General features: G+C 70.7%; 17 protein-coding genes, 1 tRNA gene and 1 pseudogene. 12 read left to right on the top strand and 7 right to left on the bottom strand.

Annotation, left to right across the window (positions count from 1 at the left end):
• Positions 1 to 121: 121 nt before the first annotated feature.
• The 3 genes from JGS22_RS13360 (at position 122) to JGS22_RS13370 (ending at position 2,253) form a co-directional block, all read left to right on the top strand.
• Positions 122 to 598: an FtsB family cell division protein gene (locus tag JGS22_RS13360; RefSeq protein WP_211041594.1), complete on the top strand. Its 477-nt coding sequence runs from the start codon at positions 122 to 124 to the stop codon at positions 596 to 598.
• 150 nt (positions 599 to 748) lie between these two features.
• Positions 749 to 1,291 (top strand): DUF501 domain-containing protein, encoded by a 543-nt coding sequence (locus tag JGS22_RS13365; RefSeq protein ID WP_211041581.1) that lies wholly within the window; start codon positions 749 to 751, stop codon positions 1,289 to 1,291.
• Positions 1,288 to 2,253, top strand: a complete 966-nt coding sequence (locus JGS22_RS13370) for a Ppx/GppA phosphatase family protein (RefSeq protein ID WP_211041580.1) — start codon at positions 1,288 to 1,290, stop codon at positions 2,251 to 2,253. Before JGS22_RS13365 ends, JGS22_RS13370 begins: the two co-directional genes overlap by 4 nt.
• Before the next feature lie 12 nt (positions 2,254 to 2,265).
• Here the strand turns inward: JGS22_RS13370 and JGS22_RS13375 are convergent.
• Positions 2,266 to 2,515: pseudogene (locus tag JGS22_RS13375) on the bottom strand (type II toxin-antitoxin system RelE family toxin).
• A 224-nt stretch (positions 2,516 to 2,739) separates the two neighbouring features.
• On the opposite strand from JGS22_RS13375, the gene JGS22_RS13380 reads away from it, so the two are divergent.
• Complete coding sequence (locus JGS22_RS13380) at positions 2,740 to 3,510, top strand: endonuclease/exonuclease/phosphatase family protein (RefSeq protein WP_211041578.1); 771 nt, start codon at positions 2,740 to 2,742, stop codon at positions 3,508 to 3,510.
• A gap of 591 nt (positions 3,511 to 4,101) precedes the next feature.
• Positions 4,102 to 5,508: an NAD(P)/FAD-dependent oxidoreductase gene (locus JGS22_RS13385; protein WP_211040847.1), complete on the top strand. Its 1,407-nt coding sequence runs from the start codon at positions 4,102 to 4,104 to the stop codon at positions 5,506 to 5,508.
• A 347-nt stretch (positions 5,509 to 5,855) separates the two neighbouring features.
• On the opposite strand, the gene JGS22_RS13390 is transcribed toward JGS22_RS13385, so the two are convergent.
• A tRNA-Leu gene (locus tag JGS22_RS13390) sits at positions 5,856 to 5,938 on the bottom strand.
• A gap of 380 nt (positions 5,939 to 6,318) precedes the next feature.
• Between JGS22_RS13390 and JGS22_RS13395 the strand changes: the two genes are divergently transcribed.
• Together JGS22_RS13395 and JGS22_RS13400 are read left to right on the top strand one after the other, a co-directional pair.
• Positions 6,319 to 7,104 (top strand): ABC transporter ATP-binding protein, encoded by a 786-nt coding sequence (locus tag JGS22_RS13395; RefSeq protein WP_211040848.1) that lies wholly within the window; start codon positions 6,319 to 6,321, stop codon positions 7,102 to 7,104.
• Between the two features lie 156 nt (positions 7,105 to 7,260).
• Positions 7,261 to 9,792 (top strand): ABC transporter permease, encoded by a 2,532-nt coding sequence (locus JGS22_RS13400; protein WP_211040849.1) that lies wholly within the window; start codon positions 7,261 to 7,263, stop codon positions 9,790 to 9,792.
• Between the two features lie 139 nt (positions 9,793 to 9,931).
• Here JGS22_RS13400 and JGS22_RS13405 read toward each other — a convergent pair whose 3' ends face one another.
• Positions 9,932 to 11,071: an SGNH/GDSL hydrolase family protein gene (locus JGS22_RS13405; RefSeq protein ID WP_211040850.1), complete on the bottom strand. Its 1,140-nt coding sequence runs from the start codon at positions 11,069 to 11,071 to the stop codon at positions 9,932 to 9,934.
• 206 nt (positions 11,072 to 11,277) lie between these two features.
• Here JGS22_RS13405 and JGS22_RS13410 point away from each other — a divergent pair, with 206 nt between their 5' ends.
• Positions 11,278 to 12,663 carry a cystathionine beta-synthase gene (locus JGS22_RS13410; RefSeq protein WP_211040851.1) on the top strand — a complete coding sequence of 462 codons (1,386 nt, stop codon included), beginning with the start codon at positions 11,278 to 11,280 and terminating at the stop codon, positions 12,661 to 12,663.
• Between the two features lie 581 nt (positions 12,664 to 13,244).
• On the opposite strand, the gene JGS22_RS13415 is transcribed toward JGS22_RS13410, so the two are convergent.
• The gene (locus JGS22_RS13415; RefSeq protein WP_211040852.1) at positions 13,245 to 13,664 is read right to left on the bottom strand and encodes a hypothetical protein; all 420 of its coding nucleotides are present in this window, start codon (positions 13,662 to 13,664) and stop codon (positions 13,245 to 13,247) included.
• A 330-nt stretch (positions 13,665 to 13,994) separates the two neighbouring features.
• On the opposite strand from JGS22_RS13415, the gene JGS22_RS13420 reads away from it, so the two are divergent.
• A complete protein-coding gene (locus JGS22_RS13420) occupies positions 13,995 to 14,831 on the top strand; it encodes a MurR/RpiR family transcriptional regulator (RefSeq protein ID WP_211040853.1) in 837 nt (278 codons plus the stop codon).
• Between the two features lie 105 nt (positions 14,832 to 14,936).
• Here JGS22_RS13420 and JGS22_RS13425 read toward each other — a convergent pair whose 3' ends face one another.
• Complete coding sequence (locus JGS22_RS13425; RefSeq protein WP_308405651.1) at positions 14,937 to 15,254, bottom strand: hypothetical protein; 318 nt, start codon at positions 15,252 to 15,254, stop codon at positions 14,937 to 14,939.
• A 95-nt stretch (positions 15,255 to 15,349) separates the two neighbouring features.
• Here JGS22_RS13425 and JGS22_RS13430 point away from each other — a divergent pair, with 95 nt between their 5' ends.
• Positions 15,350 to 15,583 carry a DUF4287 domain-containing protein gene (locus JGS22_RS13430; RefSeq protein ID WP_211040854.1) on the top strand — a complete coding sequence of 78 codons (234 nt, stop codon included), beginning with the start codon at positions 15,350 to 15,352 and terminating at the stop codon, positions 15,581 to 15,583.
• A gap of 117 nt (positions 15,584 to 15,700) precedes the next feature.
• Here JGS22_RS13430 and JGS22_RS13435 read toward each other — a convergent pair whose 3' ends face one another.
• Complete coding sequence (locus tag JGS22_RS13435) at positions 15,701 to 16,546, bottom strand: Bax inhibitor-1/YccA family protein (protein WP_211040855.1); 846 nt, start codon at positions 16,544 to 16,546, stop codon at positions 15,701 to 15,703.
• Between the two features lie 340 nt (positions 16,547 to 16,886).
• Here JGS22_RS13435 and JGS22_RS13440 point away from each other — a divergent pair, with 340 nt between their 5' ends.
• A complete protein-coding gene (locus tag JGS22_RS13440) occupies positions 16,887 to 18,107 on the top strand; it encodes an acetyl-CoA C-acetyltransferase (RefSeq protein WP_211040856.1) in 1,221 nt (406 codons plus the stop codon).
• A 451-nt stretch (positions 18,108 to 18,558) separates the two neighbouring features.
• On the top strand, positions 18,559 to 19,548 hold the full coding sequence (locus JGS22_RS13445) for a hypothetical protein (RefSeq protein ID WP_211040857.1): 990 nt from the start codon (positions 18,559 to 18,561) through the stop codon (positions 19,546 to 19,548).
• Positions 19,549 to 19,770: 222 nt separating this feature from the next.
• Here the strand turns inward: JGS22_RS13445 and JGS22_RS13450 are convergent, their stop codons facing one another.
• Complete coding sequence (locus JGS22_RS13450) at positions 19,771 to 21,150, bottom strand: type III PLP-dependent enzyme domain-containing protein (protein ID WP_211040858.1); 1,380 nt, start codon at positions 21,148 to 21,150, stop codon at positions 19,771 to 19,773.
• Positions 21,151 to 21,245: the final 95 nt, after the last annotated feature.

Consider the following 21,245-nt stretch of genomic DNA (forward strand, 5'->3'; position numbering starts at 1 on the left):
ACCTCCTCGTCCCGGCCCACGGTCCCGTACCGTGAGCCGGGACGAGTGGTGTGACGGACAGGGAGACGATGTGGCCGCGGACCGTGGGCGTGAGCGTCCCGCCGACAAACGGCGGCAGGGCCTGGCCGCGACCTCCACGGCGACCCGGCTTCGGGCGCTCGGCGAGGAGGCCGCGGCGCGGGTCTACCGGGCCCAGAACCGCAGGCTCCGCAAACCGCGTCGCAGTCGCCTCACCGGCAGGGCCGCGTTGTTGGTCCTGGTGGTCTGCTCGTTGATCGTCGCGCTCGCCTATCCGATAAGGCAGTACGTCTCGCAGCGCTCGGAGATCGCCGACCAGCGGCGACAGGCCCAGGAGGCCCGGGAGCGCGTGCGGGAGCTGCGCGAGGAGAAGGCCCGCTGGCGCGACCCCGCGTACGTCGAGCAGCAGGCCCGCCGGCACCTGCACTATCTGCGCCCCGGCGAGATCGGCTACACGATGCGCCACGGTCGCGAGGAGGAGCGCAGGCCCTCGGACCGCAGCGCCTCCGACCGCGCCTGGTACGAGAACCTGTGGGACGGCGTCGACGCCGCCGACCGCCCCCAGGCCACCATCCGCTGACCGGTCGGCCCACGCCGTCGGCCCGCAACCGCCGCCGCGGCCCGTGCTCCGGCGGCACCCCCGCACTCCCGCACCCCCGCACTCCCGCACCCACGCACTCCCGCACCCACGCACCCACGCCACCGAGCAGAACTGAAGAGACCAGCCCGTATGGACACCGCGCCGCCCCCGACCGACCCGACGACGCCCACCGAGGCGGACATCGAGGCATTCCAGCAGCAACTCGGCCGCCCGCCGCGAGGGTTGCGCGCCATCGCGCACCGCTGCCCGTGCGGACAGCCCGATGTGGTGGAGACCGCGCCGCGGTTGGAGGACGGTACGCCGTTCCCGACCACGTACTACCTCAGCTGCCCGCGCGCGGCCTCCGCGATCGGCACGCTGGAGGCGGAGGGCGTCATGAAGGAGATGACCGCCCGCCTCGCCGAGGACGAGGAGCTCGCGGCGGCCTACCGTGCGGCCCACGAGGACTACATCGCCCGCCGGGACGCCATCGAGGTGCTCCAGGGCTTTCCCAGCGCGGGCGGGATGCCCGACCGCGTCAAGTGCCTGCACGTACTGGTGGCCCACTCGTTGGTCGCCGGCCCCGGCGTCAACCCGCTCGGCGACGAGGCGATCGCCCTGCTGCCCGAGTGGTGGCGCAAGGGCCCCTGCGTGACCCCCGGGGCCTGCGGCGGCGAGGAGGCCGGACGATGAGCGCCTCCGTCCCCGTGCGGGTCGCCGCGATCGACTGCGGCACCAACTCGATCCGCCTCCTGGTCGCCGACATCGACCCCGCCACCGGCCAACTCGCCGAGCTGTCCCGGCGGATGGAGATCGTCCGGCTCGGTCAGGGCGTGGACCGAACCGGCCGGCTCGCCCCCGAGGCCCTGGAACGCACCTTCGACGCCTGCCGCCGCTACGCCGAGGAGATCCGCCGACTCGGCGCCACACACGTCAAGTTCGTCGCCACCTCCGCCTCGCGCGACGCGGAGAACCGCGCGGACTTCGTGCGCGGTGTCCAGGACATCCTCGGGGTGCTCCCCGAGGTGATCAGCGGAGACCAAGAGGCCGCGTTCTCCTTCTCCGGCGCCACCAGGGAGCTGGCCGGGTCGGATCTGCCCACCCCCTATCTGGTGGTCGACATCGGCGGCGGCTCCACCGAACTCGTCGTGGGGGAACGGGAGGTGCGGGCCGCGCGGAGCGTGGACATCGGCTGCGTACGCCTGACCGAGCGCCATCTGCTGACCGACGGCGAAGTCGGCGACCCGCCCACTGCCGAGCAGGCCGCCGCCATCCGCGCGGATGCCCACGCCGCGCTCGACGAGGCGGAACGGACCGTGCCGCTGACCGGGACCCGTACCCTCGTCGGCCTCGCCGGCACCGTCACGACGCTCGCCGCGATCCACCTCGACCTCCCGGAGTACGACTCGGCCGCCATCCACCACAGCCGGCTCCCGCTCTCGGCGGTGCGCGAACTGGCCGCCCGGCTGCTGACCTCCACCCACGCAGAACGTGCCGCCATCCCGGCGATGCACCCCGGCAGGGTCGACGTCATCGCTTCGGGCGCGGTGATCCTGCAAGCCGTGATGGAACGCTGCGGAGCCCCGGAGGTCGTCGTCAGCGAACACGACATCCTCGACGGCATCGCGATCCACACCGCACTCGACGCGCAGTAGAAGGAGCGGGCGCTACAGGCTGCGACAGAGGTCCCGCCGGTGGCCCACCCTGACGACGAGGACGACGAGTTCACCGTCGTCGATCAGGTACGCGACCCGGTGGTTGCCGACTCGCAGCCGGTGGAGCCCCGAGGGGCCGGTGAGGTTCTTGATGTCGGCGTTCTCGCGGTACGGATGGTCGCCGAGAGCAGTCAGTGCGGTCAGGATGCGCACGGCCTCGAGTCGGCCTCGAGTCGGCCTCGAGTCGGTCGATGGCCCGGATCTGCCGCTGCGCGCCTGGGCTCCGGCGCTTTCCCTGAACGGCCCCGGTTTGTAGGTCAGTTGTATGTCCGGCCGGTACTTGTGGTCGGGTCGGTGTGTCGGGCCGAACACGTACCGGTCGCACGCCGTCGACCGGCAGACAGCGGGGTGCGCCGAGGCCAGTGCCTGCTCGGGTCCTGAGCGGACCGGCGCCCGCACAGACCGTTCAGCAGCGAGGAGTTGTTCGTGAACAAGCGCAGGAAGACGCTGATCGTCTCGGCGGCGATCCCGATGGCCTCCCTGGTCGCGCTCGCCGCCGTGCCCGCCGGCGCCGCACCGTCCCAGGAGGACGGGTCGTCCGGTGCGAGGGCCGCTGTCACGATGACGGTCGGTACGCACAACGTGCTGCGCGGCGAAGCCGAGTACCGGCCGTTCGCCGACATCATCGGCTGGCAGGAGGTCCAGGACCCGCAGGACCGGGAGCGGCTCAGGGCCACGCTCGGGGGATACGGCCACTTCATGCCAGGCAAGGAGCCGGCGCGACAGGTGCCGATCTCCTGGCGCAAGGACACGTTCGAGTTCGTCAAGGGCGCCGCAGAGCTGACGCACAAGGGCGAGGCCAAGGTGACGCCGAACCGCTACGTCGTGTGGGCCGTCCTGGAGCACAAGAAGACGAACAAGCGCCTTGTCGCGATGAACACGCACTTCATCTCCGGCGCCTGGAGCAAGCACCCCAACCGCCAGGCGCGTTGGCTCACCCACGCGGAGAAGCTGCGCAAGTCGATCAGCACCCTGCACCAGAAGCACCCGAACCTGCCGATCTTCCTGGTCGGTGACTTCAACCGGCGCAAGGCACTGAAGCTGCCGGCCGGAGTCGACTACATCCGCGTCGAGGGTGCCAAGGGCGTGCCGATCGACCAGTCCTACGCCACCGGCTCGGTGAACAACTCCAAGGTGAAGCGCCTCCAGAAGTTCGGTTCCGACCACCACGCGTACCGCTTCACCGCGACCTTCTGATCGTTCCGACGGCTGCCCGCGAGAGGTGACCCGACAACGGCCTGCGTCGCCCCGCCGGGGTCCGCGGAAGCCGGTGGAGCCCGGCGGGGTCGGCGAGCTTCCCGGCGTCGGTGCGCAGGAGCCGGTTGCGTGGTTTTCGGCGGCGGGGGCGGCGGGTCGGCGCTCTGCCGGTGGGCCTGGCCGACCGCTCCGAGCCCTTGTGGCGCCGGGCCGCGGAAGGGGTTCGGGGGCCCTGGGAGGGGTGGCTCGCGCACCCTCGCGAGAAACTTCGTGAACTTCTTCACAAGAAAATGACCTCTGCGGGCAGTCGATCGGCACCCGATGGGCCGTACCGGCCCCGCCGACCCTCGGCGTGCGGCCCTCGGGGCGGTGCGCCCGCTCCGGCGCGAACCGCGCGCCCGCCCGCTCGCTACTCGCTGGTACGGTCCAACTCTGCAGCTCACGACGGTGGACGAGGTGGAGCGCGAGGGTGCGAGCCTGCCGGAATGATCCATTCCGGTCACGACGGCGGGGGAGTGTAGCAGAAGTCGTCCAGGTGCTTGTGAAGGGGCTCACGAGCACCCCCCATGGGGAGGGGGGATACTCGATGGCATGAGCACCACGGAGCGTCCTCGAATCCTCGTCGTAGGTGGCGGGTACGTCGGTCTGTACGCCGCTCGCCGCATCCTCAAGAAGATGCGATACGGCGAGGCGACCGTGACCGTCGTCGACCCGCGTTCGTACATGACGTACCAGCCGTTCCTCCCCGAGGCGGCTGCAGGCTCCATCTCCCCCCGACATGTCGTGGTCCCGCTGCGGCGGGTGCTGCCGGGTGCGGAGGTCCTCACCGGACGAGTGACGACGATCGACCAGGACCGCAGGGTCGCCTCGATCACCCCGCTCGTCGGTGACTCCTACGAACTTCCCTTCGACTACCTCGTCGTCGCGCTCGGCGCGGTCTCCCGCACCTTCCCCATCCCCGGCCTCGCGGAGCAGGGCATCGGGATGAAGGGCGTGGAGGAGGCCATCGGTCTGCGCAACCACGTGCTGGAGCAGCTCGACAAGGCCGACTCCACCAAGGACGAGGAGGCCCGTCGCCGGGCGCTCACCTTCGTCTTCGTGGGCGGTGGCTTCGCCGGCGCCGAGACCATCGGCGAGATCGAGGACCTGGCCCGCGACGCGTGCAAGTACTACCCGAGCGTCAAGCGCGAGGACATGCGCTTCGTCCTCGTCGACGCCGCGGACAAGATCCTCCCCGAGGTCGGCCCGCAGCTGGGCAAGTGGGGGCTGGAGCACCTGCAGAAGCGTGGTGTCGAGGTCTATCTGGAGACCTCGATGAACTCCTGCGTCGACGGCCGCGTGGTGCTGGCCAACGGCCTGGAGGTCGACTCCAACACCCTCGTGTGGACCGCGGGCGTCAAGCCCAACCCGGTGCTCGCCCGCTACGGCCTGCCGCTGGGCCCGCGCGGTCATGTCGAGGCCGAAGCCACCCTCCAGGTGAAGGGCACCGGCCATGTGTGGGCGGCCGGTGACAACGCGCAGGTGCCCGACCTCGCCGCTCGCGCCGCGGGCAACAAGGACGCCTGGTGCCCGCCCAACGCCCAGCACGCGCTGCGCCAGGCCAAGGCTCTCGGCGACAACGTGATCTCCGGGATGCGCGGCTTCCCGCAGTCGGACTACAAGCACGCCAACAAGGGTGCGGTCGCCGGGCTGGGACTGCACAAGGGCGTGGCGATGATCGTGATGGGCAAGATGAAGATCAAGCTCAAGGGCCGACTCGCCTGGTACATGCACCGCGGCTACCACGGCATGGCGGTGCCGACCTGGAACCGCAAGATCCGCGTCTTCGCGGACTGGACCCTGGGCATGTTCCTCAAGCGCGAGGTCGTCTCCCTCGGCGCCATGGAGAACCCGCGCGAGGAGTTCTACGAGGCGGCCAAGCCGGCGCCGAGGCCCGCCGACGCCAAGCCGGTCCAGGAGCAGCGCGACGCCGAGAAGGCCGGCGCGAAGGCTTCCTGAGGTTCGGCGCGACAGTCGACCGCACGCCCGAGGGCGCCCACCAACTCCGTGGTGTGGGCGCCCTTTCGGCGTTCCCGCAGGTTCCACGGTCTTCGCAGTCCGGTCGGCCCGGGCGCTCCGACGTTCCCGTGGCCCGACGGGTCGTCAGCGCGTCGGCGGGCGCGGGGGTCGCTAGTGTCCGGGGTCGGTCGTGACAGGGATCGAATGCGCCCGGGACGAGGTGGCAGCACGTCAGAAGTGTCCGGGCGGTGCGGAGTTGGGGTGCCGGTCCGTGGGCGCCGCCGTCGACGGCGGGACGAGGAAGTACCGCGTCCGCGCGCGAGGCGCGGACCAGAAGCGGCGAGGTGTGCCCGGAGCCGGACTTGAACCGGCACGGCCACGTAGGCCAACGAGGTTTAAGCTCGTCGTGTCTGCATTCCACCACCCGGGCACCGACTCACAGGAGCCGCGCAGCTCGGTAGCTGCTTGACCACTCACTGGTGCGAGACGCAGCCTAGTCGGCCTTCAGTTCCGAACTGCGGTACACGGCAAGGCCGTTGTCTTATTTTATGTGTGCGCCGAGGTCTGCTTGTGGCCCTTTCTGGCCAGAAGGGCGCTGGCAGCATATGCCAGTAGATCAGGAATGTCGCAAAGTAGTTCCTTCTCGTGGCTGGATCCATCGCGGGCATGTCATCCCCAGGTAGGAGCCGGCCCGGTGGCGGATACGCCTGTGGGCCCGGCCAAGACCGGATCAGGGGCTGATCCCGGAGAGGCGTGGCGGGGCGACGATGTAGTGGTACCTCTTCGTCCCCTCGCACAGGAGTCAAGTTCGTGACCACCACTACCACCCAGCCAGGCGCCTACGTCGCCAACTCAGGTGTCGCCGCGGCTCGCGCCACGGACCTCTCGAAGGTCTACGGCCAGGGCGAGACGCAGGTGATCGCACTCGACCAGGTGTCCGTCGACTTTCACCAGGGCCAGTTCACCGCGATCATGGGCCCCTCCGGTTCCGGCAAGTCGACGCTCATGCACTGCATGGCCGGCCTTGACTCCATCTCCTCCGGCTCGGCGCGCATCGGGGACGTGGAGCTGACCGCGCTGAAGGACAAGAAGCTCACCCAGCTTCGCCGCGACAAGATCGGCTTCATCTTCCAGGCGTTCAACCTGCTCCCCACGCTGACCGCGATGGAGAACATCACGCTCCCGATGGACATCGCCGGCCGCAAGCCGAACACGGAGTGGCTGGACCGCGTCGTGGAGACCGTCGGCCTCTCCGGCCGGCTCAAGCACCGGCCGAGCCAGCTCTCCGGCGGTCAGCAGCAGCGTGTCGCCGTTGCCCGCGCGCTGGCCTCGCAGCCCGAGATCATCTTCGGCGACGAGCCCACCGGCAACCTCGACTCCCGCTCCGGCGCCGAGGTCCTGGGCTTCCTGCGGAACTCCGTCCGCGAGCTGGGCCAGACCGTCGTGATGGTGACGCACGACCCCGTCGCCGCCTCCTACGCCGACCGCGTCATCTTCCTCGCCGACGGCCGCATCGTCGACGACATCCAGGCGCCCACCGCCGACTCCGTGTTGGAGCGCATGAAGGGCTTCGATGCGAAGGGCCGCACCAGCTGAGCCGAGGGCCGGTCGGTCGAGCCAGTCTCCGACACCGGCCCACCGGTCGCAGACGACCTGACGGTCCTCACCCTTCGTCATTCGCCACCTTCTCCACGCTGCACGCGCCGCTCGCGGACCACAGCTCAAGGAGGGGGTCTCCCACCAGGATTTCTCATGCTCCGTACCGCCTTGCGCAACGTGCTTGCGCACAAGGCGCGGCTGCTGATGACAGCGCTCGCCGTGATGCTCGGTGTCGCCTTCGTCTCCGGCACCCTCGTCTTCACCTCCACCATCTCGCAGGCATTCCAGAAGAGTTCCGAAGAGGGCTTCTCCCACGTGGACGTGGCCCTCCAGGCCGACCGCGACGGGTACGACGGCCTCGGCCAGCCCGAGCGCCTCAGCCAGAAGCTGCTGGAAGACGCAGCCAAGCTTCCGGGCACCGCCTCGGTGATCGGCGAGGCCTCCGGCTTCGCGGCGCTCGCCGACAAGGACGACAAGCTCGTCGGTGAGGGCTGGGCCACCACCGGCGGCAACTACTACGTCGGCCAGAACGGCGAGGACCCCCGCTACCCGCTCAAGGACGGCCGCGCGCCCCAGAAGTCGGGTGAGATCGCGCTCGACTACAAGACCGCCGAGCGCACCGGCTACAAGGTCGGCGAGAAGGTGCGGATGTCCGTCGACGGTCCGGTCCGCCAGGACAAGATCGTCGGCATCTTCAACACCGACGACGGCAACGTCGCGGCCGGCGGCACCCTCGTGCTGTTCGACTCCAAGACCGCCCAGCAGCTCTTCACCGCACCCGGCGAGTACGAGCAGATCATTCTGAAGACCGCCGAGGGCACCTCCCAGAGCGAGCTGCGCAGCCAGGTCGAGAAGATCCTCCCCAAGGACACCAAGGCCGTCACCGGCGAGAAGCTCGCCGAGGACCAGTCCGAGGCGATCGCGACCCAGATGAGCGGCATGCAGACCGGCCTGCTGGTCTTCGCGGGCATCGCGCTCTTCGTCGGCATCTTCATCATCGCCAACACCTTCACCATGCTGGTCGCCCAGCGCACCAAGGAACTGGCGCTGATGCGTGCCATCGGTGCCAGCCGCCGGCAGGTCACCCGCTCGGTGCTGATCGAGGCGGCCGTGGTCGGTACGTTCGCCGCGGTACTGGGCCTGCTGGCCGGCATCGGCATCGGCGCCGGACTGCGCTCGCTGATGAACAGCCTCGAAATGACCATCCCCGACGGCCCGTTGGTGATCGGCAGCTCCGCGGTCATCGCCTCGTTCGCCGTGGGTGTGCTGGTGACGATGCTCGCCGCCTGGCTGCCCGCGCGCAGGGCGGCCAAGATTCCGCCGGTGGCGGCGATGAGCAGCATCCACGCCGCGGCCACCACCCGCTCGCTGGTCGTGCGCAACTCCATCGGCTCGGTGCTCGCAGCCGGCGGTGGCGCCCTGGTGCTCGCCGGCACCGGCATGGGCATGGACGACGCCAAGGGCATCATGGGCATCGGCGCGCTGCTGCTGGTCGTCGGTGTCTTCGTGCTGACGCCGCTGCTGTCCCGTCCGCTGATCGCCGCCGCGACGCCGCTGCTGCGCGTCTTCGGCATCTCCGGCAAGCTCGCCCGCCAGAACTCGGTCCGCAACCCCCGCCGTACGGCGGCCACCGCCTCCGCGCTGATGATCGGCCTCACGCTGATCACCGGTATGACGGTCATCGCGAGCAGCTTCCAGGAAGCCATCAACAAGATGGCGGCCGATTCCCTGAAGGCCGACTACACGATCAGCATGGCGAACATGTCGCCGCTGGCGCCCGAGGTCGGCCAGAAGCTGGAGCAGGACCCGGCCATCACCGCGGTCAGCCCGCTGCGCACCACCCAGGCCGAGGTCGAGGGCAAGAAGGAGACGGTGGCCGGCGTCAACGGCGGCGACATCGAGAAGCTCCTCACCCTCAACTTCGAGTCCGGTTCGTTCGACGAACTGAACGGCAACAACGTCGTCGTCGACAGGGACATGGCCAAGAAGAACGGGTGGAAGGAGGGCACGACGCTCCCGGTCACCTACGAGGACGGCCGGAGCGCCAAGCTCAACGTCACCGGCATCTATGAGGGCAACCAGATGATCCAGGGCGTCCTCGCGGACACCCGGACCATCGAGCCGCACATGAAGCAGGTCGGCGACACCCAGGTCATGGTGAAGATGGAAGGCGGCATCACCGAGGCCAACAAGACCAAGCTGGAGGAGGCGCTCGGCAAGAACCCCGCGGTCCTCATCCAGGACCCGGAGGACATCTCCGAGGGCATCGCGATGCTCTTCACGATGCTGCTGAACATCCTCTACGGTCTGCTGGCCATGGCGGTCATCGTCGCCGTGCTCGGCGTTGTCAACACCCTTGCCATGTCGGTGTTCGAGCGCTCCCAGGAGATCGGGATGCTCCGCGCCATCGGTCTCGACCGGCGCGCGGTGAAGCGGATGGTCCGGCTGGAGTCCGTGGTGATCGCCCTGTTCGGCGGCGTCATGGGCATCGGCCTGGGCGTCTTCTTCGGCTGGGCGGTCGGCGAGGTCATCGGTTCCGGCCTCTCGACCTACGCGCTGCTGATCCCGTGGGACCGGCTGCTGATCTTCCTCGCGCTCGCCGCGGTGGTCGGCGTGCTGGCCGCGATGTGGCCGGCCCGCCGGGCGGCGAAGCTGAACATGCTGGAGTCGATCAAGGCCGAGTGACGGTGGTGGGCACGGAGTCCGCGCCCACGTCCGCCTGAGAGCGAAGGGCCCCGACCGGGAGACGGTCGGGGCCCTTCACCCTGTGGCGGTGGGGTGTTGACGCCCGCCGAGGGTGTGCCGCGGAGTCGGAGCGGTGTGCTCAGCGCAGGGGCGGGTGGGTCCGGCGGGGCGACGCGTTGCCGTCGACATCCTTCGCCGCGGGACCCTCGCCACCGTCCGGCCCGGTCCCGTTCTCCGTTGTGGCCTGCGTGCCGGTCGCCTCCTGCGAACCGGCCGTCTCCTCCGTGCCGGTGGGCTCGGGATCCTGTGCGGGCACCCTCCGGCGCCTGCGGTGCCGCAACTGGGCCCACGGCCCTCGCGTGGCGACGACCTCGGTGCCGCCCTCCGCCGCGGCCTCCGCCGCGGCCCTGGCGACCGGCAGCACGCCCTCGCGCCGCGCGGGCTCCACCGGCTCCTCGGCCGTGGGCCACAGCCCCAGGGTGGCGCAGAGGGTGGGCAGTACGGCCATCCCGGCGGTCGCGTAGCCCTCGGCGGAGGGGTGGTAGTTGTCCGGGCCGAACAGCTCCCCGGGGTTGGCGGCGAACTCCGGTCCCAGGAGATCGCCCAACGAGACCGTACGGCCGCCCAGTTCGACCACCGCGATGGTCTGGGCGGCAGCGAGCTGACGGCTGAGCCTGCGGGCGAGCCAGCGCAGCGGCTGGCCGACCGGCTCGACGGAGCCGAGGTCCGGGCAGGTGCCCACGACCACTTCGCTGCCGGCTGTGCGCAGCCGCGCGACCGCCTCCGAGAGGTGGCGCACCGACGCCGCGAGCGGCATCCGGCCGGTGACGTCGTTGGCGCCGATCATGATGACGCAGACCTCGGGAGCGCGTTCCCGCTCCGAGAGGAGAGTGATGACCTGGCGCTCCAGATCGTCCGACATCGCCCCGGGCAGCGCCACGTTGCGCAGCTCGACGGGGCGTTCGGCGACGGCGGCGAGGCCGGAGGCCAGCAGCGCGCCGGGTGTCTGCCGGGCACGGTGCACACCCTGGCCGGCGGCGGTGGAGTCACCGAGGAAACCGAGCAGCAGCGGGCGCCCCACCAGGGGATCGCGGCCGAACGCGGTGCCGTAGAGACCGTCGGCCATCGGCGGTACGTCGTCGGAGATGCCGAGCCTGCGCTTGGCCAACTGCGCCTCGGCGAGCAGCAGTCCGACCGCGGCGCCGCCCAGCAGCCCGATCCCGCCCCCGCCGAACGCCGCCGCTGTCGCGATCCGCCGTGCCACCGTCGCCCTGGACATAAATCCGGTCCCGCCTCCCTGCGCACGCCTGCCGAGGGCGCCGCCCCCGGTTCCCGTGTCGTGTAGTGCCGTGCTCCCTGATCGCTCTGCTGCCCATTGGTTGCCCATTGTTGCGACCGCGGAACGCGTGCTTGTGCCGTTGACGTCGCAATAGGCTGCTGACACGGGCCCGCGACCGCGGGTGCCCCGAGAACGCGGAGACCACTGTGCAGTATCACGAGTCCATGATTGAGCTTGTCGGCAACACCCCGCTGGTCAAGCTGAACAACGTCGCCTCACCGACCGGGGCCACCGTCCTGGCGAAGGTGGAGTACTTCAATCCCGGAGCCTCGGTGAAGGACCGTATCGCGCTCCGGATGATCGAGGCCGCCGAACGTTCCGGCGAACTCCTGCCGGGCGGCACCATCGTCGAGCCCACCTCCGGCAACACCGGTGTCGGCCTGGCGATCGTGGCGCAGCAGAAAGGCTACCGCTGCCTGTTCGTCTGCCCGGACAAGGTGTCCACGGACAAGATCAACGTGCTGCGGGCGTACGGCGCCGAGGTCGTGGTCTGCCCCACGGCCGTCGACCCCTCGCACCCGGACTCCTACTACAACGTCTCCGACCGGCTCGTGCGCGAGACCCCCGGAGCCTGGAAGCCCGACCAGTACAGCAACCCCAACAACCCGCGCTCGCACTACGAGACGACGGGCCCGGAGCTGTGGGAGCAGACCGAGGGACGCATCACCCACTTCGTCGCGGGCATCGGGACCGGCGGCACCATCTCCGGCACCGGGCGCTATCTGAAGGAGGCGTCCGAGGGCGGTGTGCGGATCGTCGGCGCCGACCCGGAGGGTTCGGTGTACTCCGGCGGCTCGGGGCGGCCGTATCTGACCGAGGGCGTCGGCGAGGACTTCTGGCCGACCGCCTATGACGGCAAGGTCGTCGACGAGATCATCGCGGTCTCCGACAAGGACAGCTTCCGGATGACCCGCAGGCTCGCCCGCGAGGAGGGGCTGCTGGTGGGCGGCTCCTGCGGGATGGCGGTGGTGGCCGCGCTGGAGGTCGCCGAGCGCCTGACGCCCGAGGACGTCGTCGTGGTGCTGCTGCCCGACAGCGGACGCGGCTACCTCAGCAAGATCTTCAACGACGAGTGGATGGCGGACTACGGCTTCCTGGAGAGCGAGAAGGACGAGGTCCGGGTCGCGGACGTGCTCAAGCACAAGGAGGGCGCGATGCCCTCGCTGGTGCACATGCACCCGGACGAGACCGTCGGTGAGGCCATCGACGTGCTGCGGGAGTACGGCGTCTCGCAGATGCCGATCGTCAAGCCCGGCGCCGGCCACCCCGACGTGATGGCGGCCGAGGTCGTCGGCTCGGTGGTCGAACGGGAGCTGCTGGACGCGCTGTTCACCAAGCGGGCGAGCCTGGCCGACCCGTTGGAGAAGCACATGAGCGCACCGCTGCCGCAGGTCGGGTCGGGCGAGCCGGTGCCGGACCTGATGGCGGTGCTGGAGGGCGCCGACGCGGCGATCGTACTGGTGGAGGGCAAGCCCACCGGCGTGGTCAGCCGACAGGACCTGCTGGCCTTTCTGGCGCGCACGGCGAAGTGAGCCGAGCGGCGATCCGTCGACTCGCCCGCGCAGTGGGGGAGTCGAGACCTTCGCGGGGCCCTGCGCGTACGGGCGCCCGCGAACCGCACCGCAAGTGTCACGGCGCCGCAAAGTGGGGTTAACACCGGTACGGCAGTGTGGTGGGTGTCGGCATCGCAGCCGACGCAGCGGCGCCAAGCTTCCGGAGCGGCTCCCGGACTCATTGGCGGCCCTGCACGTGACGCACTCTGACGCGTCCGTGCCCGGCGGGAGTCGCCGTCGTCCCGCTCCCGGTGGCCTGTCCACCGGGGGTGCGGCGGCTCCCGCCCACTTCTCCACCTCTCGCACCTCTCGCACCTCCCACCGGACTTCCGGGCTCACCGGTCGCGCGACGCACGTGCCGTGCCGTGCGGTCACCGGGCCGCGGGTCTGGCGGAGTGTGTGCTCGCTGGAGCGCACGGTTGACGGGTCTGCGTTGACGGGCCTGCGTTGTACGGGCCTGCGTTGACGGTGCGTGAGCCGACGGGGAGCGGGGCGTCTTCGATGCGGCTCGCTTCGCCGCGGGGCGCTTCGGACTGTGCGGGGCAGCCTCCCAGGGCTCGCTACCAGTCGGTCTCGCCGTGCTCCTTCTGTCTCCTGGTCCAGGACACCCGGCCGATCGAATACACCGCGTTCACCCCGACGATGCCCATCCAGGCGGTGGCGAGCCCCGGCAGCCCGGCGTTGACCACCGCGATCGCCGACAGCGGGATCGCCAGGATCAGGCTGAGCACCGCCAGTCCGAATGTCGCTCCCAGCCCGCTGATGACCGGCCCCTCCGTCTGTGTGCTGCCCCGTGCGATGGCCATCTGCTGCTCGGCCAACTGCCTGCGCACACGCTTGTCCACCACCGAGTCGACCTTGTGGTCCAGCTTCTCGATGAAGGAGTCGACGAGCTCGGACTCGTACTCCGAGCCGAGGTCCTTGCGCGTCTGCAGCGTGGCGTCGAGCTCCTTCCGGAGCTCCGGTTCCTGGTGGTCCATGGGACAACGCTAGACCGCGGGACCGAGCGACGGCAGTGGTGCTAACCCCCCAGTCGTCCCCAGGTTTCACTCAGTTCCGGACTGCGGCTTTCCGCAGTCCGCCCGGTCGGCGCGACGTGTCCGTGCGGTCGGCGCGACGCTTCTGTGCGGTTCTGTGCGGTCCGGCGCTGTCCGGTGCCGGCCGCAGCCGTCCGGTGCGGGGCGCGGAACGTCCGGGCAGTCGCGGCTTGCTCCACTGCATGGAGTCATGCAGAGTCATGAGTCGATGAATGGCGGTGGGACTTTCGTGACGGGCGCGGGCCGGACGGTGGCGAGGTACAGGTGAACGGTGTGAGCGGAGCGAGCACGCGGTTGCAGAAGCTCTTCGAGGGCCACCGGCTGACGCCGACCCAACGGCGGATCGCGCAGTGCCTGGTGCGCAGGGCCGGCGACGCGCCGTTCCTCTCCAGCGTCGAACTCGCGGAGCTCGCCGGCGTCAGCCAGCCCTCGGTGACCAGGTTCGCCGTCGCGCTCGGCTTCGACGGCTATCCCGGACTGCGCCGTCATCTGCGCGAGCACGGCCCGACCGGGACCGAGGACGCCGGCCCGCCCGCCGGCAACAGCTACCAGCAGGCCATCCACGCCGAGATCGAGAATCTGCGGATGCTCGCCGCGCAGCTCGCGGACCCCGTTCCGGTGGCCGAGGCGGGGGCCCTGCTCGCGGCCTCACGCCCGCTGCCGGTGCTCGGGCTGCGTGCCGCCTCGGCCCAGGCCCGCGGCTTCGCCTACTTCGCCGCGAAGGTCCACCCCGACGTACGCCTGCTCGACGAGGGCGGCACGATGCTCGCCGACCGTATCGACGCGGCCGTCCGCGCGGGCGCGAGCGCGCTGCTGTGCTTCGCGCTCCCGCGCCATCCCCGTGAGGTCGCGGCGGCGCTGGACCAGGCGCGTACGGCGGGGCTGCGGGTGGTGACGGTGGCCGACAGTGCCTTCGCACCCGTCGCGGCCGGCGGGGACATCCTGCTTCCGGCCGCCGTCGGTACCGGCCTCGCCTTCGACACCGCCTGCGCCCCGATGCTGCTGGGACGCGCGTTGCTGGAAGCGATTTGCGACCAACTTCCGGAAGCGCAGGCACGGTTGGAGGAGTTCGACGCCAGGGCGACCGAGCGCGGTCTGTTCCTGGAGTGACCGGCGGCCCGTTTCCTACCGAGGCGGGGCGAACCGGCGGCCCGTTCCCGGGGCGGGGATCCGCCCGCGCGCACGCGGCGGGAGTGTCCGGGCGGGAGCGGGTGCTCAGCGCAGGGCGTCGGCGTGCTCCTCCAGCAGGCTCAGTGCCCGCGCGGGATCGTCCGGAGCGCCGTGCTCGGCGAGCGCGGCGGCAAGATCGTGCCCCACCACCGCGAGCTGGTCGCCCGCGGTGAACTCGCCGACGCGAGGCAGCGGGCGGGGCGCCGTACCCGGCTCCTCCAACTGCTGGGCGCTCAGGGCGAGTTCGCAGGACAGGGCGTACGCCGCCTCGGCCGCGCCGCGGCGCAGCGCACTCTGCGGCAGGGCACGCACACGGTCGGCGAGCCTGTCCACGGCTGTCACGAGCGGGGTCACATCGGGCACGGCGCAACCCTATGCGTCCCCAAGGCGGTGTTGCCAACGTCCGTGCGGTCGGGCACGGTTGCCGGAAGGCTCAGCGAACGCCTCCGGAGGCGCCGATGTCCCAGGTCTTCGACGAAGCAACTCACCGGAATCTGCTCGCCCGCATCCCCGACTGCACCGGCCGCGAAGTCGGCTACTGGCTCCGCATGGTGGACGAGGGCCCGGCTCTCACCCGCCTCGAGGAGAAGGTCGGCTGGCTGCGAGGAGAGCACCAGCTCGCCCGCGGTCACGCCAAGGCGATCGTCCTCGAACACGACAGAAGGCGCGGCCGGGCGGCGCGCAGATACTGACCCCGCCGCCGATCACTCGGCGCGTCCCGTCCGTCGACACACGACGGAGGGCCTGCAGGAAGCTTCTCCCGCAGGCCCTCCGTACGGCGCTGCTCGGTTCATTGCCGGTGCGTGGCCTCAGTCGCTGTTGAGGATCCAGGCCAGGCGCAGGAACTCGAAGTAGATCCAGGCCAGGGTGACCGTCAGGCCGAACGCCGCCAGCCAGGACTCCTTGGCCGGGGCGCCGTAGGCGATGCCGTCCTCGACCTGCTTGAAGTCCAGCGCGAGGAAGAGCGCCGCGATGCAGACCCCGGCGATGCCCATCAGGATGCCGACCCAGCCGGTGCGGAATCCCATGCCGTCGCCGGCACCGAAGAGCGCGAAGCCGAGGTTGACCAGCGAGAGGACCGCGTAGCCGATACCGGCGGCGATGGCGAACCGCATGAAGCGGCGGTTGACCTGGATGATGCCGGTTCGGTAGAGGAACAGCACCGCCGCGAAGACCGCCATGGTGCCGATGACCGCCTGCATGGCGGCGCCGGGCGCCCACTTGTTGACGAAGTTGCTCATCGCGCCGAGGAAGATGCCCTCGGCCACGGCGTAGCCGAGGATGATCCCGGGCGACGGCTCACGCTTGAAGGACTGCCAGAGGCCGAGACCCATGGCCACGAGCGCGCCGACGATGGCGATGCCCATGCCCAGGTTGAGGATCCAGGCGACAGCCGCGGCGGCGACGACGGTGCCCAGCGTGATCGCGGTCTTGGAGACGACGTTTTCCATCGTCATCCGGTCGGACTGCGGCGGGGCGGCGGGCGGGAAGCCCGCGGTGCCCGGCTGGGGCTGTGCGTAGGGGTTGTTCGCGTAGGGGTTCGCCGCGGGGGCGCCCTGGGCATAGGGATTCCCGGCCTGCGGGCCGGCGTTGAAGCCCGCCTGGCCTCCCTGGCCGATTCCCCGTCGCGAGAAGACCGGGTTACTGCTCCTCATCTCACTCCTCCATGGCCGCACGGCACGGCCTTGCGTACAAGAGTAATGGGTTAGCAAAGACCGCACGCTAGTGCACCGGTGAGAACGAAAGGAAGCCTTGTTTTGTTCCGGTTCTGTTCCGGGTTGCGGCGGCGTCCGGTTCGGAGGCCGGTGCGCGGTGGCGGTTCGGGCCCGCGGAGCGTCCGGGTCGGCCGTGCGAGTCGCGTGTGGGGCCGATCGCCGCAAGGCGCTTGCGGCGGCGGGGTGTTGCGAGCCGCATCACACCGGGGGGACCGTGACCTGTGCGCTACGCGCGGGTAGCTTCCCAGACAGTCAGCCCTTCCCCGTCTCTGGAGCCGTCATGCCCGAAGCAGTGATCGTTTCTACCGCCCGCTCGCCGATCGGCCGTGCGTTCAAGGGGTCGCTCAAGGACGTCCGTCCCGACGATCTGACCACGGAGATCATCGCCGCCGCTCTCGCCAAGGTGCCCGAGCTCGACCCGCGCGACATCGACGATCTGATGCTCGGCTGCGGCCTGCCCGGCGGCGAGCAGGGCCACAACCTCGGCCGGGTGGTCGCCGTGCAGCTGGGGATGGACCATCTGCCGGGCTGCACCGTCACCCGTTACTGCTCCTCCTCGCTCCAGACGACGCGGATGGCGCTGCACGCGATCAAGGCCGGCGAGGGCGATGTCTTCATCTCGGCCGGCGTGGAGACCGTCTCGCGCAGTGTCAACGGCACCTCCGACGGGATGCCCGGCACGCACAACCCGGTCTTCGAGGAGGCCGAGGCCCGTACCGCCGCGCGCGCCCAGGAGAGCGGCACGACCTGGACCGACCCCCGCGAGGAGGGGATGGTTCCGGACGTCTACATCTCCATGGGGCAGACCGCCGAGAACCTGGCGCGCGCCAAGGGTGTGACCCGCCGCGACATGGACGAGTTCGGCGTGCGTTCGCAGAACCTCGCCGAGAAGGCCATCGCGGACGGCTTCTGGGAGCGCGAGATCACACCGATCACGACTCCGGACGGCACGGTCGTCAGCCGGGACGACGGGCCGCGCGCGGGTGTGACGCTGGAGGGCGTCGAGGGTCTGAAGCCGGCCTTCCGTCCCGACGGGATGATCACTGCCGGCAACTGCTGTCCGCTCAACGACGGTGCCGCCGCGCTGGTCGTCATGTCCGACACCAAGGCGCGCGAGCTGGGCCTCACCCCGCTCGCCCGGGTCGTCTCCACCGGAGTCTCCGGCCTGTCCCCGGAGATCATGGGGTACGGCCCGGTGGAGGCCAGCAAGCAGGCGCTCGCGCGGGCCGGCCTGTCCGTCTCCGACATCGACCTGGTGGAGATCAACGAGGCGTTCGCCGCCCAGGTCATCCCCTCGTACCGGGATCTGGGCATCGAGGAGGACAGGCTGAACGTCAACGGCGGGGCCATCGCCGTCGGCCACCCCTTCGGCATGACCGGCGCCCGTATCACCACGACGCTGATCAACTCGCTGCAGTGGCACGACAAGCAGTTCGGGCTGGAGACCATGTGCGTCGGTGGCGGCCAGGGCATGGCGATGGTGATCGAGCGCCTGAGCTGACGCCTCGGCGCGGTCGGCCTCTGCGGAGGCGGGGCCGTCCGGGGCCGGGTGGGTTCGGCGAACGGGGTCGGGGCCCGGTGGACGGGCGCGGCGCCCCGGGCGGGCAGGTCGTGAAACCCGAAGGTGGCGGGAAATGTCGATACGGCATTTCCCGCCACCTTTTACTTATACCCACGGTAGTTGTTGCCCAGCCTTGAGTGATTGTTTCTGGCTGTTCTTTGTTGGTGTTGTTGCGTGGGTCACTTGTGTGTCGCGGGGGCTGCGGAAGTCCGGGGTGGATGTGATGTTTAACCCGGCGGCTGTTTGTTTTGCCTGCTCGGGCAGGGGGTGAAGAAGATCAAATAGCCAATATTGGCCGGATTTACCCGGTTTGCAGGTTGGTTCGACAGGTGTCGTGCGGAATCCTGCGGTAGTAATTCCTAGGACCGGAAGCCGAGTACTGGAGAAAGTCGTGAGCGCCATAACCCTGATCCTGCTGCTGGTCGCCGTGGTGACCGCGGTGGCCGCAAGTGCCGCCGCCCGCCACGCACGCGGCCTGCGCCGCGAGATCTCGGGGCTGCGCGAGGAGCTTCTCGCCGCCCGGGTCGCGGTACCCGCCGCTCGACACACTCCCGCTCTGGAAGAGGTCAGAGCCGTAGTGGCCGACGCACTCGCCGAGGAGCGCGAGCGCGAGCTCGCCGAGGCACGTGCCTTCTGGGCCGCCCAGGAGGCACGCGAGGAGGAGGACGGCGCGCCGTACGCCTTCTCCGGTCTGGAGTACGAGAACGCCGGCCACGACGGCGGCCCCGACCACACCGGTTTCAGCGACTACGGATCCGCCGTGGATGCCGCGCTGCTCGACGCGCTGCTGGGTGAGCCCGGCCCTGAGCCCGCCGACGGCCCGGGCGGGGACGTGCGCCCCTTCCTGCCGCGGCAGGCGAGCGCCGACGATCTGAACGTCGACGATCTGAGCGCGGACGCCCTGAGCGCCGACGCGCTGGACGCGCGCGACAGCGCCGGTACGAGCGGTGCGGCGGAGTCCGAAGCCCGACGTGCCGCCCGTCGTCGCCACCCCTCGGACCCCAACTACTCGCTCTCGGGCGAGCCGGTCGTGCCGGCACAAGCCGTGGCGCCCGAGTCCGCGCCCGGCTCCGCGCCGCACGGCGACCACGACCACACGATCGAGCGGCTCGGCAGCCTCGCCGACGAGGGCACCGCGCTCTCCGACGTGCGCAGCGGGCCGCTGGGCACCCTGGACGTCTATGTCTTCGCCGACGACACCACCGTCTGCCTCACCCCGGGGCACCGGGAGACCGCGGACCGTATCTCCCGTGCCCTGGACGAGGGCGTGACACCGGTACTGCTCGGCGGTTCGGGCGTCTCCGGCGCGTACGCGCTGACCTTTGCCTGTGGTGAGGAGACGGTGTACGTCCTGGCCGACCGTGTGATCGCCTCGCGCTGAGGCGGTCGAGGTGTGCGGGCGGGTCCGCGGCCGGGGTGCTGCGCGGGCGGGGTGACGCAGCCGCCTCCCGAGCCGCGCGCCGAACCGGCAGGCCCGTCCCGCCCGTCCCGCCCGTCCGTGCTGTCGGCACGTCAGTGTCGGGTGCGGGCGGGCGGTCGTGCGTCTACGGGCTCCAGGGGTTCGGGGCCCGGCCGAGTTGGACGAGCCGGCCGAGTCGGCGGCTCAGGGGGCCGTCAGTGCGCCCGCGCAGGAGCCGCCGGATTCGGCCACCAGCTCCGCGGTGGACTGCGGCGGCCGGACGGTGGCGAAACGGACCGTCCCTGCCTCGTCCGCGGTGTAGCCGTAAACGGCGGGCCTGGGCAGGCTGTTGTAGCTGAACGGGTTGGAGAAGTAGTAGGCCCCGGTGTCCAGCAGCGCCACCAGATCGTCCGCCGCCAGCGCCGGCATGCTGCGGTCGCGAGCCACCAGGTCGCCCGCGAAGCAGCACGGCCCGGCGACGTCCTGGGCGAGGTCCGGCTCGTGCTTGCGCAGGCCCGAGCTGTCGTACGCGTCGATCCTCAGCGGCCAGGACTCCGGCGCGAACACGGTGCGCACCGCGGTCTGGGCGCCGGCGTGTGTCACGGCGATCGCCCGGCCGCCGGCGGACTTCACGTACTCGACGCGGGCCAGTGTCGTGCCGGCCTTGGCCGCCAGCGATCTGCCGAACTCGGTGACCAGCGCGTACCGGCCGTCGAAGAGACCCGGTGTGCGCTCGCGCAGCAGCCGGGCGTACTCGGCGAAGGTGGGGGCGGTCCGCTCGGAGGCGAAGTTCACCGGGAGGCCGCCGCCGATGTCGATGCCGGTGATCTGCGGGCGTCCCGCCGCCGCGTTGATCTCCTCCGCGAGCGCGTACACGGCGGCCACGCCCTCGGTCATCAGGGACAGCGGTATGCCCTGCGAACCGGTGTGCACATGGAGGCGGTTGAGCCACGGGCGCAGCCGGTAGGCGTCCAACACCCAGTCGCGGGCGCCCTCGTCGGCCAGGGCCACGCCGAACTTGGAGGTGGCGGTGGCGGTGCTCATGGCGTCGATGCTGCCCGCGCCGAGCTGCGGGTTGATGCGCAGGCCGATCGGCGGCAGCGGGTGCCCCGACGGCAGTTCCCCGCGCAGCGAGTCCAGCCGGGCCAGCTCCTGGGGGTTGTCCACGTTGATCGCGACGCCGAGGCGCAGCGCCTCCCGGAGCTCCTCGGCGGTCTTCGCCGGGGAATCCAGCACGGTGCGCTGCGGGGCGACGCCGGCGGCGCGGGCCAGCGCCGATTCGCCGGGGCTCGCCACCTCGCAGCCCAGGCCGAGTTCGTCGAGCAGCCGCAGCACGGCGACCAGTGGGGCGGCCTTGACCGCGAACGCGTGCAGCACCTGCTGCCCCGGCGCGGCGACCTCCTCGAACGCGGCGTGCAGGGCGCCGGCGGCCTCGCGCAGCGCCGCGGTGTCCAGGAGCCCCGCGACGGGCTGTTCGGCCGTCACCAGGCCCTGCCGTACGGCAGCCGCCACGGCCGCGTCCCTGCGCGCGGCACGGGCGCGGTCGGCCGGGGAGTCGTCGTGGAGGTGCGGTGTGTCGTTCATACGGTCGACCGTACGCGGTGCGCGGAAGTGGCCGGTGTGCGCTGTTGACTAGGTCTATTCAGTCCGTAAGGTGTCTGAATATAGCCAGTCGAGGC

Origin of the sequence: Streptomyces tardus (genome assembly GCF_018101125.2) — a bacterium.
Classification (GTDB): Bacteria; Actinomycetota; Actinomycetes; order Streptomycetales; family Streptomycetaceae; genus Streptomyces; species Streptomyces tardus.

Excerpts from the sequence above, each read along its gene's own strand:
- JGS22_RS13365 (WP_211041581.1), top strand. The coding sequence starts at position 749 with ATGGACACCGCGCCGCCCCCGACCGACCCGACGACGCCCACCGAGGCG.
- JGS22_RS13370 (WP_211041580.1), top strand. The coding sequence starts at position 1,288 with ATGAGCGCCTCCGTCCCCGTGCGGGTCGCCGCGATCGACTGCGGCACC.
- JGS22_RS13385 (WP_211040847.1), top strand. The coding sequence starts at position 4,102 with ATGAGCACCACGGAGCGTCCTCGAATCCTCGTCGTAGGTGGCGGGTAC.
- JGS22_RS13400 (WP_211040849.1), top strand. The coding sequence starts at position 7,261 with ATGCTCCGTACCGCCTTGCGCAACGTGCTTGCGCACAAGGCGCGGCTG.
- JGS22_RS13405 (WP_211040850.1), bottom strand. The coding sequence starts at position 11,071 with ATGTCCAGGGCGACGGTGGCACGGCGGATCGCGACAGCGGCGGCGTTC.
- JGS22_RS13415 (WP_211040852.1), bottom strand. The coding sequence starts at position 13,664 with ATGGACCACCAGGAACCGGAGCTCCGGAAGGAGCTCGACGCCACGCTG.
- JGS22_RS13430 (WP_211040854.1), top strand. The coding sequence starts at position 15,350 with ATGTCCCAGGTCTTCGACGAAGCAACTCACCGGAATCTGCTCGCCCGC.
- JGS22_RS13435 (WP_211040855.1), bottom strand. The coding sequence starts at position 16,546 with ATGAGGAGCAGTAACCCGGTCTTCTCGCGACGGGGAATCGGCCAGGGA.
- JGS22_RS13440 (WP_211040856.1), top strand. The coding sequence starts at position 16,887 with ATGCCCGAAGCAGTGATCGTTTCTACCGCCCGCTCGCCGATCGGCCGT.
- JGS22_RS13450 (WP_211040858.1), bottom strand. The coding sequence starts at position 21,150 with ATGAACGACACACCGCACCTCCACGACGACTCCCCGGCCGACCGCGCC.